The organism is Alkalibacterium putridalgicola (genome assembly GCF_900109825.1).
Taxonomy (GTDB): domain Bacteria; phylum Bacillota; class Bacilli; order Lactobacillales; family Carnobacteriaceae_A; genus Alkalibacterium; species Alkalibacterium putridalgicola.
The window spans coordinates 1-15,689 of the sequence record NZ_FOBL01000022.1 but is presented as its reverse complement, the minus strand read 5'-3'; the positions used below and the strand labels follow the sequence as shown (position 1 = coordinate 15,689).

Below are 15,689 nucleotides of genomic sequence, written 5' to 3'. Positions count from 1 at the left end.
GTATGGAAGATTCATCTTTTACTCCCCGAAGAGACAAATATAATAAGAAGCCCCAAAAAGAAAAAACACTGTTTCAAGAAATCATAAGTACATTTATTTATATTGTTGTCATCACCGGTATATTCTTAAGCATCAGACTCTACGTTATAGCTCCCGTCAGAGTTGAAGGGGCGTCTATGGAACCGACTCTGCATGATGGAGACCGCTTGATTTTGAATAAAGTGGGTGATATCGACCGTTTTGATGTGATCGTCTTCCCTTCACCTGAAGATAACGATAAACAGTTCATCAAGCGTGTGATCGGTCTTCCCGGAGATGAAATCACATTTACGGATCAGACACTTTATATCGACGGTGAGACGATCGAAGAAGACTACATCGATCTGTCAGGTGTGAGTGAATCTGACCTGCAGTCTTTGAACAGCAACTTCAGTCTGGCTTCCATCGAGGGCGTCGAAGAAGTCCCCGAAGATGCCTATTTCGTTTTGGGAGACAACCGCGTGAATTCCAAAGACAGTCGTTCTTTCGGCTTTATCGAAAAGGACTCAGTGACTGGCAAAACAAGTCTGCGCATCTGGCCGCTGGATCGCTTCGGCTTCATCGATGACACAGAGTAAAAAGCCTGTACTGTATTAAGCAGGCATGCAAGGAGAGGAAAGACACATGATACAATGGTATCCCGGCCACATGGCCAAAGCAAAAAGACAATTTCTGGAAAAATTAAAGATGGTGGATGTCGTTTATGAACTGATCGATGCACGGATCCCCTATTCAAGCAAGAATCCGGATGTCAAAGAAATGATCGGCGATAAGCCGCATATCGTGATCTTAATGAAAAGTGATCTAGCCGATCCCAGACAAACAGCTGCCTGGGTGAGAGACTATGAAAGCCGAGGGATCCCTGCCATCTCGATCAACGCGAAAGAAGGACAGGGCCTCAAAGAAATTTTGAAACTGACAAAAAAAGTGCTGAAACCTTTCTTTGAAAAACGCGAAGCGAAAGGCATGAAACCACGTGCGATCAGAGCAGTCTGCGTAGGCATACCGAACGTTGGGAAATCCACACTGATCAATCGGTTTGCACACAAGAACATTGCCCGGACTGGGAACAAACCGGGTGTAACTAAAGCTCAGCAGTGGATCAAGTATGGTAAAGAACTGGAGCTTCTGGATACTCCAGGGATCCTATGGCCGAAATTCGAAGATCAGGATGTCGGGAAACGACTGGCCGTAACTGGCGCAATCAAAGATACCCTGCTGCATCTGGACGATATCGCTCTGTATGCCATGGGTTATTTGAAAGAACATTACCCAGGGGCGATGACAGAACGTTATAACTTAAAAGAGGGTAGAGAACAGGCACTCGACCTGCCGGAATTACTTTTAGAGATAACAAAAGTCAGAGGGTTCCGGGATGATTATGACCGAGGAGCAGAAATGTTCATTCACGAACTTAGAAATGGATTGTTAGGAAGGATCACACTTGAGCGACCAGAAGATATCTATGGAAAAGACACAGACGATTAAAGAAATAAAAGAACTCTTAAGCAGTGGAACAGAAATATCCAGCGATTATCTTGCACTGTTGAAACAGGATGCAAGAAAAGGTGTTCAAACGGCAGTGAAGCAGTATGAGAACCGGTTGAAGAAACAGGCCTTGATACAGGAGAATTACCATATGATGCAGTCGTATGAGCGGGCTTTCCGGGAACAGGGGAAAGGATATATCGCCGGTATCGATGAAGTGGGACGCGGTCCTCTGGCTGGTCCTGTCGTTTCTGCTGCAGTCATTTTGCCGGAAGAACCTGATTTGGCTGGTATCAATGATTCCAAGCAACTCAGTGAGGCAGAACGGGAACACTGGGCTGAAAAGATAAAAAAAGTGGCGCTGGCTATCAATTATTCGGTCATCTCTCCAGAACTGATCGATAGTTTGAACATCTATGAAGCGACCCGCGTATCGATGAAAGAATCTGTTGAAGGTCTGGGCATCCATCCCGATTGTCTGCTGATCGATGCCATGCGTATCGACAGCCGGATCCCTCAGGAGAAAATCATCAAGGGCGATGCTAAAAGCATATCGATCGCCGCTGCTTCCATTATTGCAAAAGTCACACGCGATAATATAATGAAGGAATTGGCGGAAAAATATCCGGGATACGGTTTTGAGAGAAATGCCGGGTACGGTACAAAAGATCACCTTGATGGGCTGAAAAAGCATGGAGTGACACCTATCCACAGGAAGTCGTTCCGACCGGTCAAAGACCTTCTGTAAAAAAATCGAATAAAATTAGTGAGTTTTTATTTCTTTTAACAATAAAAGAGATAGGAACTCAATTTTTTTATTTAAGGAGATAATGTTTTGCAGACGATCCAGACAGAAGATTACTTATATGCGTTAGCTTATTGCCCGTTTTTAAGTCATAAGGAAAAATGGAAGGTCTTGATCAGTGACCATCCGGAATTTAGTGACTACACGTTAATATCTGACCGGTCACTTGCCATGACTTTTCAGAAGAAAACAGCTTTCTGGCGATATTTGAAAGAATTCGATTATGCTACATCCATGGAAGAAGAGAAAGCGGCAGGTATCCATACCGTTTATCTCAGTCAGGAGGATTACCCGTATGCACTGAGAAAAAGTTATGAACCACCGCTGGTCCTCTTTTATAAAGGAGATTTTTCTCTCGTATATAAAGGGACGATAGGCATTGTCGGTGCACGTGACTGCACAGAGTACGGTGAGCGATTCCTCAAAGAGCTGCTTCCTCCCCTTGTCTGCCATGATTTGGTGACAGTGAGCGGTCTGGCGAGAGGCATTGATACGTATGTGCATACCAAGACTATTGAAAATGGAGGAAAAACGATCGCGGTCTTAGGGAATGGGATCGGATATGCTTATCCAAGGGAAAATAAACCGCTGCAGGAGGAAATCGGCAAGAACCATCTGATCCTTTCTGAGTATCCGCTGAACAGAACACCTAAGAAGCAGTATTTTCCTCTGCGTAACCGGATCATTGCCGGCCTCTCCCGTGGTATCTTAGTCGTTGAGGCCAGAGAACGGAGCGGAAGTCTCATCACGGCACGACTGGCTCTTGAAGAAGGACGTGATGTTTTTGCCGTTCCTGGTTCTGTTTTCAGCGAGCAGTCAAAAGGATGTCTGGATCTGATCAAAGCAGGAGCAATACTCTGCCAGTCGTACGACGATATTTTATCAGAATGGCACATGACTGTGTGAAGTTTTTAATTAAATATAGTTTTAAAAGTTGACAAAGTGAATTCATATGCCCTATGATAGATTACGATTCTTGTGAAGACCAAGAATATGACGCAATTATAGAAAATCAGCGTAAAAAATATGGTATATGAGGAAGGAGCCTGCAATTTGGCTTATAAATATTTAGTCATTGTAGAATCGCCCGCAAAAGCAAAAACGATCGAAAAGTATCTTGGAAGAAATTATAAAGTGGTGGCCAGTTTAGGTCATATCAGAGACTTGCCCAAAAGTCGTATGGGTGTGGATTTTGAACATGATTACCAGCCCGATTACATTACGATCCGCGGTAAAGGCCCGGTCATCAAGGATCTAAAGAAACATGCAAAAAAAGCTGAAAAAGTTTTTCTCGCAGCTGACCCGGACAGAGAAGGGGAAGCCATTGCCTGGCACTTAAGCCACATCCTAAAACTGGATAATGAAGAAAAAAACCGTGTCGTCTTTAACGAGATCACCAAAGACGCCGTGAAGAACGCTTTAAAAAATCCGAGAAATCTGAACGAGGATCTCATTGATTCCCAGCAGGCCCGACGTATCCTTGACCGTATCGTGGGATATCAGATCAGCCCGCTGCTCTGGAAAAAAGTCAAGCGTGGTCTGAGTGCCGGACGGGTACAGTCTGTTGCTTTGAAAATGATCTGCGACCGCGAAGAAGAGATCAAGAACTTCGTGCCTGAAGAATACTGGTCCATCGAAGCCAAATTCAAAAAGGCAAAAAATGTGTTTGATGCGAATTTTTACGGCTTGAACAACAAGAAAACCAAACTGCCGGATAACGATGCCGTACAGAATGTACTGGAGAAACTGGACCAGAAGGCTGACTTTGATGTCACCAAGGTCGTCAAGAAGGAACGCAAGCGTAATCCTTATGCACCGTTCACGACCAGTAGCCTGCAGCAGGAAGCCGCTGGCAAGCTGAACTTCCGGACCCGTAAAACCATGATGATCGCCCAGCAGCTTTATGAAGGAATCTCACTTGGTAAAGGTGGGACCACAGGACTGATCACCTATATGCGTACGGATTCCACGCGTTTGTCTGAGACGGCGAAACAGGAAGCCCATGAAGTGATTTTAAGTGAGTTCGGTGAAGAATATGCGGCCACTAAACCCAGAAAGCAGAAAAACAGTCAGTCTGCCCAGGATGCACACGAAGCCATCCGTGCGACCAGCGCCATGCGCAAACCGTCTGACATCAAGCAGTATCTCTCAAAAGATCAGTACAAACTGTATTCGCTGATCTGGTCACGTTTTATTGCCAGTCAGATGAAACCGGCTGTTTATGATACCGTCCGCGTGGATATCGAGCAGAACGGTGTGAGATTCAGAGCGAACGGTTCGCAGATTAAATTCAAAGGGTATCAGCTGGCTTATGCTGAAAGCAAGAAAGACAAGGACAACATCTTGCCGGACCTTGAAGAAGGCGATAAGATCAAAATGGATGCGATCGAACCGAACCAGCACTTCACACAGCCGCCTGCCCGCTACAGTGAAGCGACTCTGATCAAAACACTGGAGGAAAACGGTGTGGGTCGTCCGTCGACTTATGCACCGACGCTTGAAACCATCCAGCGCCGCTATTATGTGACACTGGCGAACAAACGGTTTGAGCCGACAGAGCTCGGTACCATCGTCAATACGATCATCGGCGAATTCTTCCCGAATATCGTCGATGTCAACTTTACAGCGGATATGGAGAAAGATCTGGATGCCGTTGAAGAAGGGACCAAAGAATGGGTCGAAGTCATCGATCAGTTTTATAAACCCTTTAAAGAAGAAGTCACAACGGCAGAAAAAGAACTCGAAGAAGTGGAGATCGAGGATGAACCGGCTGGCTTTGACTGTGAAAAATGCGGGTCGCCCATGGTCATTAAAATGGGCCGCTACGGCAAGTTCTATGCCTGTTCCAATTTCCCTGACTGCCGAAACACCAAACCGATCGTCAAGAAAATCGGTGTGACGTGTCCGGTATGTAAAAAAGGTGAAGTGGTGGAACGCAAGTCCAAGAAGAAACGTATCTTCTACGGATGCGAAAACTACCCGGAATGCGAATTCACGTCATGGGACAAACCGATCGGTCGCGATTGTCCGAAATGCGATCACTATCTGGTCGAGAAGAAAACGAAAAAACAGAAGCAAGTCATTTGTTCCAATTGTGATTACAAGGAAGAACCACAAAAATAAAGATCGTTATACGGTGGAAAGAGGCTGGAGACAGCCTCTTTCTTCGTCTTTAGAGAGCTCATTGAGGGGGTCAAACTTACAAGGCTGGCCTGTTGGGTCTAAATGCAGCGAGAACTTTAGGAATGTTGTGCTTGAATTTTCCGCTATGCCGGTATTGCGACAGGTTTTGAGTACTGTGCGGCATAAAAGGTGTTCTAATCACGGTATTGCGACAGGTTCCAGAGCCCTAGATGATTGAACGTGTCACTATATCGGTTTTGTACCCACTTTCCGCTTGAATCAGTGGAAGAATCGGTTGCTAAGAGACTTGAACAACCGATTCTCGATATTGTGACAGGCTAAGCCTGTGCTGACCTTCCAGATACTAAAGGGATCGAGCATGATCGATCCTTCATTTCAAATGTTCTTAAATCTTCATTGTTTTATCCCACTTTCTTTATGTGCCTCAGTGTCTCACATATGGTAAAATAGAGAAGGTGAGGAGAGATAGGCATGGAAAATAAATGGATCACCCTTTTTTCGAATTATCTGACCAATGAACGTCACTATTCTGAGCATACGACTCTTGCTTATATTGACGATTTAACGGCCTTTGAGCGATTTTTAAAAGAAACAGGGGAAGAAGACATCTTGACAGTTGAATTGTCTGATGCACGGATATATCTGAGTTATTTGACAGATAAAGAGTACTCGCGTGCATCGATTTCGCGAAAAATCTCCAGTATCCGTGCTTTTTATCAGTTTTTACTCAACAACGAAATCGTTAAGGACAACCCGTTTTCTTATCTGCATCTGAAAAAACGCGGGTCACGACTGCCCAGCTTTTTCTATGAAGAAGAAATGAAGGTGCTTTTTGAAGCGACAGAAGGCGATGCCCCGCTCGACCAGCGCAATCAGGCTCTTCTGGAACTGCTTTACGGCACAGGGATCCGGGTAAGCGAATGCCAGGGCATCCAGCTGGAAGATATCGATTTTGAGATGGGGATGCTTTTCGTTAAAGGAAAAGGACGGAAGGAACGCTATATTCCTTTCGGTCATTATGCGAGTGAAGCCGTGAAAGCTTATATTGAAGATGGACGTCAAGTCGTAATGTCGAAATACAAGAAAGACCACGACTATCTGTTCATCAATCATCATGGCGATCAGATCACGCAGAACGGCATTCAGTTCGTGCTGACACAGCTGATCAAAAAGAGTTCGCTGTCTCATAACATCACTCCTCACATGCTGCGTCACACGTTTGCGACTCATTTACTTAATAATGGCGCCGACATACGGACGGTACAGGAACTGCTGGGGCATAAGAGTCTGGCTTCGACGCAGATCTATACGCATGTGACCACTGAGCACCTGCAGAAGGATTATAATTCTTATCACCCCAGAGCATAAACTAAACACTTTTAAATGGAGGAATACAAAATGACAGAGTTTCATGCAACCACGATTTTAGCTATTCAACATAATGGCGAATGTGCCATGGCTGGAGACGGTCAGGTCACAATGGGCGAGAAAGTCATTATGAAAGGCTCAGCCCGTAAAGTAAGAAAGATCTATAACAATGAAGTCCTCGTCGGCTTTGCCGGCAGTGTGGCTGATGCATTCACACTCGAAGAAAAATTTGAAGGCTATCTGAACCAGTACAACGGTCACCTCATGCGTGCTGCCGTGGAACTGGCCAAGGAATGGCGTACAGACAAGATGATGAAAAACCTGGAAGCTTTGCTCATCGTCATGAACAAGGAACAGATGCTTCTGGTTTCCGGTAATGGTGAAGTCATCCAGCCGGACGATGGTATTTTAGGTATCGGTTCAGGCGGTAATTTTGCCTTGTCAGCTGCCCGTGCCTTGAAGAAACACGGAGAAACCCTGTCCGCAGAAGAAATCGCCAAAGACAGTTTGACGATTGCAGCGGATATCTGTGTATACACCAACCATAATATCGTAACCGAAAAACTGTAAGGAGACTGATGACATGAAAGCAAGAAATGATTTAACACCAAGAGAAATCGTAACCAAACTGGATAAATACATCGTGGGCCAGAAGGACGCTAAAAAAGCGGTCGCAGTCGCACTGCGTAATCGCTACCGTCGTCTGAAGCTCGATGATGACATGCAGAAAGAAATCACACCGAAAAACATCCTGATGATCGGAGCGACAGGTATCGGTAAAACGGAGATCGCCCGTCGTCTGGCTGCTATCGTGGATGCGCCATTTATCAAGGTGGAAGCAACGAAATTCACAGAAGTCGGCTACATTGGCCGCGATGTGGAATCCATGGTCAGAGACCTCACAGAATCAGCGATCCAGCTGGTCCGTGAAGAGTACCGTAAAAACGTACGCGGACGTGCAGAAAGACGTGCCATCGAACGCGTCGCTAAAGCCCTAGCTCCAGGGATCAAGAAGGAAAAAAGCGGCTATGACAACAATCCTTTAGCGGGAATGTTCAAAGGGATGGGCATGGACCCGAATCAGTTCAATCAGAATGCCGAAGAGGAAGAAGAAACTGTCACGGAAGAGATCTCTTCCAAACGTGACGCCCTGATCGACCAGATCAGCCGCGGGATCCTTGACTCACGCGAAGTCGAGATCAAAGTCGAAGAAAAGAAAAAAGCGTCGAATAGTCCGATGAGCCAGCCGCTGGAATCGATGGGTATCGACTTGTCAGAAACATTCGGCCAGCTGACCCCGACTAAAAAAGTGAAGCGTAAAGTCACGGTTAAAGAAGCGGTCGATATCTTTACGGAAGAAGAAGCAGACAAGCTGATCAACACGGAAGATATTTATTCCGATGCGATCAACTTGACAGAGAACTCAGGGATCATCTTTGTGGATGAGATCGATAAGATCACGTCTAAAGGACAGCAGAACAGCGGTCAGGTCTCCCGAGAAGGTGTTCAGAGAGACATCCTGCCGATCGTTGAAGGATCCAGTGTGCGTACGAAATATGGAACAGTCAATACCGACCATATCCTGTTCATCGGTTCCGGCGCTTTTCACCTGTCTAAACCAAGCGATCTGATCCCTGAACTGCAGGGACGTTTCCCGATCCGCGTGGAACTGAATGACTTGACGAAAGACGATTTCGTGAAGATCCTGACAGAACCCGAAAATGCACTGGTGAAACAGTACCGTGCGCTGCTTGAAACAGAAAACATCGATGTCATCTTCACCATGGAAGCCATCGAGAAGATCGCCGAGATCGCTTATGATGTCAATGAATCGACTGACAACATCGGTGCACGTCGTCTGCATACGATCCTTGAGCGCCTGCTTGAAGATCTGCTGTTCGAATCTCCGGATATGACGATGGGCGAAGTGAAGATCACAGAAAAATATGTTGAAGATAAAATCGGCCATATCGTCGAGAACAAGGACCTTAGCCGCTATATCTTATAAGACATTTATTGGGGTGCAGAAGTGATGAGTGAGCAATTACATGAGCGGACTAAAGAGGAACTGCTCTTTAAGATCAAGGAACAGCAAATGCTGATCGATGAACTGCTGGCCGAAAAAGCAGCCGAAGCGAAGCTGGACTATCCCTGGAAAGGAAATCTCGGTCACTGGTACTGGAATATCCAGACCAATGACGTGGTCTTTAATCCTTTGAAAGTGGAAGCGCTCGGCTATTCTGTCGATCAGCTGCCTGAAAAGATTCCTTATGATTTTTTTACAAACAAACTGCATCCCGAGGATCACGAACCTGTGATGGATAATATGCGGCAGCACTTGAAAGGCCTGGCTCCTGTTTATGAGGTCGAATACCGCATCAAAGCCAAGGATGGAACCTGGAAATGGTTTTATGACCGAGGGAAAGTCACGAAAAGAGCAGAAGACGGGGCACCTTTATTTGCTGCAGGCATCGTATTTGATGTCTCCAAGCAGAAAAGCAAAGTGGAAAATCTGGAGGATCTGACGTCTTCACTGATCGAACTTGTCGACAAAGATGAACTCACACAGATCAGGAACCGGCGTGCAGTCATCAGAGAACTGAAGACCCATATGATCGATTCGGCTGTCAAAGGCAAACAGCTGGCAGTGAGCATGGTGGACATTGACGATTTCAAGCATCTCAATGACACGAAAGGCCATGTCTTTGGGGACTACGTGCTCAAAGAAATCGCGAAGACACTGGAATGTAAACTGGATAGAAAAGGGATCGTCGGCCGTTACGGCGGTGAAGAATTCCTGATCCTTTTACCCGACACTTCAAAAGAGGCAGCAGAAAAACAGCTTAATGACTGCCGGTTAGCGATAGAAACCAATGAATTCCTGAAACTGGAATCGCTGACTATCAGCGGGGGATTTACTCTGTACACCCAAGGGGACCATGAGGATGTTCTCAGAGAAGCGGATAAAAACTTGTACAAAGCTAAAGCGAACGGAAAAAACCGGGTAATCGGATAAAAAAGACCTTTTCCACACTCAGTCGTATTAAACAGACTGAGCTGGAAAAGGTCTTTTACTCTTTATTTATCTGATTGATTCAATCCGAAAGGGACCTTGTTTTCTTCGCCCTTTCTGATCCGGTCGATGTTTGCCCGGTGCCTCACGACAACTAAAATCATAGCGATCCAGACGATGGCAGTGAAGACCCAGTCCCCTACAAAGAGAGCAGCTCCGGCAGCGATGATCAGGGTCAGTACGCTTGCAAGGCTGACCATACTCGATGTATACAGGATGGCCGCGAACACCATGATCAAAACCAGGACGAAAAGGGGTTGGACTCCCAGAGCGACACCAGCAGTTGTCGCCACGGCTTTTCCGCCTTTAAATCCGGCAAAAATCGGATAAACGTGGCCGATGATCGCGAACAAACCGAAGATCATGGGATGGATCGTGACACCAAACCAGAGCGGCAGCAAAACAGCTAGTGTTCCTTTGGCGATATCCATGACCAAAACGACTGTGCCGGCCCATTTCCCGAGGACCCGGTAAGTATTCGTAGTCCCTGAGTTCCCGCTTCCCTGTTCTCTTATATCTGTTTTAAAAAATGCTTTACCTATCCATACGCCCGAGGGGATCGATCCGAGCAGGTAAGCTGCAGCAATGAGTATTAGTTCAATCAAACATGTTTCCTCCTTAAGTTCACCCTTAATCCTTTATTATTCTACCATGACAGGACGGTGACAACAATAAAAGATGGCAGGTGAAGGCACATAACATGCCTCTGGCGTTAGGGGAACAAAGGTTTTTTACACATGCTACTTAAATTATGGTAAGATTAATAGTGCTTGGCTTTTAACGAAAGAATACACAATCTATTTTTATTATAAAAAGTTGAATAACGAAATATCAGCATGTGAAGAATCAAAGGAGAATCTGTGGTAATGGCAAAAAATAATTACGATGATAGTTCAATTCAAGTGTTGGAAGGCCTGGACGCGGTCAGAAAACGTCCTGGCATGTATATTGGATCGACAGACTCCAGAGGGCTGCACCATCTTGTCTATGAGATCGTTGACAACGCCGTAGATGAAGTGCTGGCCGGATATGGGACACGGATCGACGTTACCATCCACAAAGACAACAGCATCACAGTCAAAGACGATGGACGCGGGATGCCGACGGGAATGCATAAGTCTGGTGTGCCGACTATACAAGTTATTTTTACAGTCCTGCACGCCGGTGGCAAGTTCGGCCAGAGCGGCGGATACAAAACATCCGGTGGTCTGCATGGTGTAGGGGCTTCTGTTGTGAATGCGCTGTCTGAAGAGTTGACGGTCCAAGTCAACCGCGACGGCTTTGAGTACACGCAGCATTTTAAAAAGGGCGGAAAGCCTGACGGTAAACTGACGAAGAAAAAAGGCCAGAAAAAAGCGACTGGGACCACGGTGCATTTCAAACCGGATCCTGAAATCTTTTCAACAACGGACTATTCTTTCTCACAGTTGAGTGAACGCTTGAGAGAATCGGCCTTCCTTTTGAAAGACGTGACGATCTCGGTCAAAGATGAACGCAAAGAAGATGCCGAAGAAATCTTTCATTACGAAGAAGGCATCAAGGAATTCGTCAAATATATCAATGAAGAAAAAGATACACTGACACCGATCGCCTACTTTGAAGGTGAATATAAAGGCATCGAAGTGGAATGTGCCTTTCAATATAACGACGGCTATTCAGAAAACCTTTTGAGCTTTGTCAATAATGTGCGGACCAAAGATGGCGGGACGCATGAGATCGGTACGAAAACCGCGATCACAAAGACCTTCAATGAATATGCCAAGCGCGTGAACCTTTTAAAAGAGCGGGACAAGAACCTCGAAGGGACCGACGTGCGCGAAGGGATCGCGATCATTCTATCTGTCCGTATCCCGGAGCATTTACTCCAGTTTGAAGGTCAGACCAAGAGCAAGCTTGGGACCACTGAAGCACGCGCAGCGTGTGATACGGTGATTTCAGAGCAGTTCAACTTCTGGCTGGCTGAAAACGGCGAAATGAGTCAGCAGATCGTCCGGAAAGCGATCAAAGCCAGAGAAGCCCGGGAAGCGGCACGTAAAGCGAAAGATGAATCTCGAAACGGCAAGAAAAAGAAACGTAAAGAAACACTTTTATCCGGTAAACTGACGCCGGCTCAAAGTAAAAATGCTAAGAAGAATGAATTGTATCTCGTCGAGGGAGATTCTGCCGGTGGTTCTGCCAAACAGGGCCGTGACAGAAAATTCCAGGCGATCCTGCCTCTGCGTGGTAAGGTCATCAATACAGAAAAAGCGAACATGCAGGATATCCTGAAAAATGAAGAGATCAGCACGATGATCTACACGATCGGTGCAGGTGTCGGACCTGAATTCGATATCAAAGACTGTAATTACGATAAAGTCGTCATCATGACCGATGCGGATACAGACGGTGCGCATATCCAGGTCCTGCTTTTGACCTTCTTCTACCGTTATATGAAACCCCTGATCGAAGAAGGCAAAGTGTATCTCGCCCTGCCGCCTTTATATAAAGTGTCTAAAGGCAAAGGCAAGAAAGAGGTCATCGAGTATGCCTGGACGGATGAAGAACTGGACAAACTCCTGAAGACATTCGGTAAAGGCTACATCATCCAGCGCTACAAAGGTTTGGGTGAAATGAACGCCGACCAGTTGTGGGATACAACGATGAATCCTGAGTCACGGACGCTCATACGTGTGACGATCGATGACGTCGCACAGGCTGAACGCCGGGTGTCTGTCCTCATGGGGAACAAAGTCGATCCCCGTCGTAAGTGGATCGAAGAGAATGTGGAATTCTCGCTTGAAGAAGAAGGCAGCATTCTGGAAACGAATGACATCCTTGAAGAAGTGGAAGAAACTGTAGAGTTGTGAGAAAGGTTTGACTTACTGATATGGCAAAACAACGAGAAGAAATCCAAGAGTTAACACTAGAAGAAGTGATGGGCGACCGTTTCGGGAGATATTCGAAGTATATCATCCAGGAACGGGCACTGCCGGACATCAGAGACGGTCTCAAGCCCGTACAGCGCCGAATCCTGTATGCGATGTATTCAGAAGGCAACACGCACGACAAGGGCTTCAGAAAATCAGCGAAAACGGTGGGGAACGTTATCGGTAACTTCCACCCGCACGGCGACAGCAGTGTTTATGAAGCCATGGTCCGAATGAGCCAGGACTGGAAAATGAAGACACCTTTAGTTACGATGCACGGCAACAACGGGAGCATGGACGGCGATCCACCGGCAGCCATGCGTTATACCGAGGCGCGACTGTCAAAAGTGGCTAATGAATTATTGAAAGACATCGATAAAGAAACGGTCGAGTTCGTCCTGAACTTTGACGATACGACCAATGAACCGACCGTCCTGCCGGCACGTTTCCCTAACCTTTTAGTTAATGGGGCAACGGGTATTTCTGCCGGTTATGCTACCGATATCCCGCCCCATAATCTGGGCGAAGTCATCGATGCCTGCATCTACCAGATCCAGCATCCGAATGCATCCGTCGACAAACTGATGGACTTTATCAAAGGACCGGATTTCCCGACCGGCGGCATCATTCAAGGCGTCAAAGGACTTAAAAATGCCTATAAAACGGGTAAAGGGAAAATCGTCATCCGTTCAAAGACCGAGATCGAAAAAGTGAGAGGCGGCAAAGAACAGATCGTCATCACCGAGATCCCTTATGAAGTGAACAAAGCGACGATGGTCCGTAAAATGGACGAGATCCGCATCAACAAGAAAATCGATGGCATCGCAGACGTGCGTGATGAAAGTGACCGTACCGGCTTGCGTATCGTGGTCGAGCTGAAAAAAGATACGCCGACTCAGGGGATTTTGACTTACTTATTCAAAAATACGGATCTGCAGGTCTCTTACAACCTGAATATGATCGCGATCAGCGACCGTCGTCCTCAGCAAGTCGGACTTAAAGAGTTCTTGTCGGCTTATATCGCGCATAAGAAAGATATCATCAGAAAGCGTACGAATTTCCTGCTCAATAAAGACCAGAAACGCGCGCATATCGTTGAAGGCTTGATCAAAGCCATCTCTATCCTGGATAAGGTCATCAAGACCATTCGGGCAAGCAAGAACAAAGGCGATGCTAAGGACAATATCATTAGTGCGTATGACTTTACTGCAATGCAGGCTGAAGCCATCGTAAGTCTGCAGTTGTACCGCTTGACCAATACAGATATCACGCAGCTTCAAAAAGAAGCAGACGAGCTGGCAGCGCGTATCGACGAATATAATAAGATCTTGAACGATGAAAAAACACTGGAATCAGTCATGAAAAAAGAACTGAGAGAAGTGAAGAAAGAAAACGCCAAAGACAGACAGACGGTGATCGAAGACAAGATCGAAGAGCTGAAAGTCGAAAAAGAAGTGCTCGTCACTGAAGAGGAAGTCGTTGTGTCAGTGACCAAAGAGGGCTACCTGAAACGGACCAGTCTGCGTTCTTATGGTGCTACGAACGCTGAAGAGATTGCTTTGAGAGACGGGGATTACTCAGTCTTCACTGAAAAAATCTCGACGCTGGATCATGTGGTTCTGTTCACGACGAAAGGGAATGTCATCAACCGACCGGTCCATGAGATCCCTGAGATCAAATGGAAAGATCTGGGCGAACATATTTCCCAGACGATCAGCATACAGCCTGACGAGAAAATCATTGCGGCTTACGGCCTGAAAGAATTCTCGGAGCAGCAGAAGTTTGTCTTCATCACCAAAGCGGGGTATATCAAGCAGACGCTGGTTTCCGAGTATGCACCGAAACGGACGTACCGTTCCCGTTCCGCAACAGCGATCAAGTTAAAAGGGAAAACGGATGAATTGCTGTCCGTGTATCTGATCAATGACGAATCACTCTATGATGTTTTCTTAGTCACCCAGCTGGGATTCGGCCTGCGCTATACCTTGCCTGAAGTTTCGACCGTGGGTGCCAACGCCAGTGGTGTGAAGTCCATCAACTTGAAGAAAGAGGATCAAGTGGCCGGCGGACTCATCTTTAACCCTGCTGAAGGGAACAAGAGCGCCCTGATGGTCACTCACCGCGGATCGATCAAGCGAATGAATGTCGCAGATTTCGATGTTATTTCACGAGCCAAACGCGGCCTGCTGGTATTAAGAGAACTGAAAAACAAACCTCACCGTATGGCGCTGATGATCGATATCGAACAATTGGATGCTGAATGGACCATCGTGACGGATAAAGGCAATGATTTCACAGTCAGAGCGAAAGATTATGCCTTCAGCGACCGGTACAGCAACGGTTCATTCATTTTAGACGAAGATTCCGACGGCGTACCCGTGGATGCGTATAAAGAAAGCATCGTGCGGATAGAGGAAGAAAAAGAAGTAAAATAATCGAACGATGTAGATAGGAAGGCCCGCATTCCCGGTGGATGCGGGCCTCTTTTTATGTACTTTGAAAACCCCCGGCTGTGCCGGGGGTTCAGGATAGCTTTTAGCGTGGGTTCAAAAAAAGCCTCACTTCATGATAAGATAAAGTTGGTTTCCCGACCACTTACTCAAATCATTGAAGGAGGCGTCCCATGAAGGACAAGAACAGTTTAGCACATTCACAATGGAGATGTAAGTATCACATCGTTTTCGCACCAAAGTACAGAAGACAGATAATCTATGGTAAGTATAAACAAAGCATCGGTGAGATTATCCGAGAACTTTGTCAGAGAAAAGGAGTGGAGATACACGAAGCAAATGCATGTAAGGATCATATTCATATGTTAGTCAGCATCCCACCAAAATTGAGTGTTTCTCAGTTCATGGGGTATTTA

At 46.3% G+C, this 15,689-nt stretch carries 13 protein-coding genes; 12 read left to right on the top strand and 1 reads right to left on the bottom strand.

Going from position 1 to position 15,689, the window contains the following annotated elements; translation table 11 throughout:
- The first annotated feature begins 2 nt into the window (after window positions 1-2).
- The 9 genes from lepB (at window position 3) to BMX84_RS08070 (ending at window position 9,860) form a co-directional block, all read left to right on the top strand.
- Complete coding sequence (lepB, locus tag BMX84_RS08110; RefSeq protein ID WP_091488743.1) at window positions 3-617, top strand: signal peptidase I; 615 nt, start codon at window positions 3-5, stop codon at window positions 615-617.
- Window positions 618-663: 46 nt separating this feature from the next.
- Entirely contained in the window at window positions 664-1,527 is an 864-nt protein-coding gene (ylqF, locus tag BMX84_RS08105) for a ribosome biogenesis GTPase YlqF (RefSeq protein WP_091488741.1), read from the top strand.
- Entirely contained in the window at window positions 1,505-2,275 is a 771-nt protein-coding gene (locus BMX84_RS08100) for a ribonuclease HII (protein ID WP_091488739.1), read from the top strand. The genes ylqF and BMX84_RS08100 overlap by 23 nt, the downstream gene beginning before the upstream one ends.
- 87 nt (window positions 2,276-2,362) lie before the next feature.
- Window positions 2,363-3,238 (top strand): DNA-processing protein DprA, encoded by an 876-nt coding sequence (gene dprA, locus BMX84_RS08095; RefSeq protein WP_091488737.1) that lies wholly within the window; start codon window positions 2,363-2,365, stop codon window positions 3,236-3,238.
- A 147-nt stretch (window positions 3,239-3,385) separates the two neighbouring features.
- On the top strand, window positions 3,386-5,455 hold the full coding sequence (gene topA / locus BMX84_RS08090) for a type I DNA topoisomerase (protein ID WP_091488736.1): 2,070 nt from the start codon (window positions 3,386-3,388) through the stop codon (window positions 5,453-5,455).
- Between the two features lie 492 nt (window positions 5,456-5,947).
- Entirely contained in the window at window positions 5,948-6,844 is an 897-nt protein-coding gene (gene xerC, locus BMX84_RS08085) for a tyrosine recombinase XerC (RefSeq protein ID WP_091488734.1), read from the top strand.
- A gap of 30 nt (window positions 6,845-6,874) precedes the next feature.
- A complete protein-coding gene (gene hslV, locus BMX84_RS08080) occupies window positions 6,875-7,414 on the top strand; it encodes an ATP-dependent protease subunit HslV (protein ID WP_091488733.1) in 540 nt (179 codons plus the stop codon).
- 13 nt (window positions 7,415-7,427) lie between these two features.
- Complete coding sequence (gene hslU / locus BMX84_RS08075) at window positions 7,428-8,852, top strand: ATP-dependent protease ATPase subunit HslU (protein ID WP_091488731.1); 1,425 nt, start codon at window positions 7,428-7,430, stop codon at window positions 8,850-8,852.
- Between the two features lie 24 nt (window positions 8,853-8,876).
- The gene (locus tag BMX84_RS08070) at window positions 8,877-9,860 is read left to right on the top strand and encodes a sensor domain-containing diguanylate cyclase (protein ID WP_091488729.1); all 984 of its coding nucleotides are present in this window, start codon (window positions 8,877-8,879) and stop codon (window positions 9,858-9,860) included.
- 62 nt (window positions 9,861-9,922) lie between these two features.
- Here BMX84_RS08070 and plsY read toward each other — a convergent pair whose 3' ends face one another.
- The gene (gene plsY, locus BMX84_RS08065; protein WP_091488727.1) at window positions 9,923-10,522 is read right to left on the bottom strand and encodes a glycerol-3-phosphate 1-O-acyltransferase PlsY; all 600 of its coding nucleotides are present in this window, start codon (window positions 10,520-10,522) and stop codon (window positions 9,923-9,925) included.
- A gap of 261 nt (window positions 10,523-10,783) precedes the next feature.
- On the opposite strand from plsY, the gene parE reads away from it, so the two are divergent.
- From parE to tnpA, 3 genes are all read left to right on the top strand, one after another.
- Window positions 10,784-12,763: a DNA topoisomerase IV subunit B gene (gene parE, locus BMX84_RS08060; RefSeq protein WP_091488726.1), complete on the top strand. Its 1,980-nt coding sequence runs from the start codon at window positions 10,784-10,786 to the stop codon at window positions 12,761-12,763.
- A gap of 20 nt (window positions 12,764-12,783) precedes the next feature.
- Window positions 12,784-15,258, top strand: a complete 2,475-nt coding sequence (gene parC / locus BMX84_RS08055) for a DNA topoisomerase IV subunit A (protein ID WP_091488724.1) — start codon at window positions 12,784-12,786, stop codon at window positions 15,256-15,258.
- 188 nt (window positions 15,259-15,446) lie between these two features.
- Window positions 15,447-15,689: IS200/IS605 family transposase (gene tnpA, locus BMX84_RS08050; RefSeq protein WP_143058699.1), on the top strand; the 243-nt coding region annotated here is incomplete at its 3' end.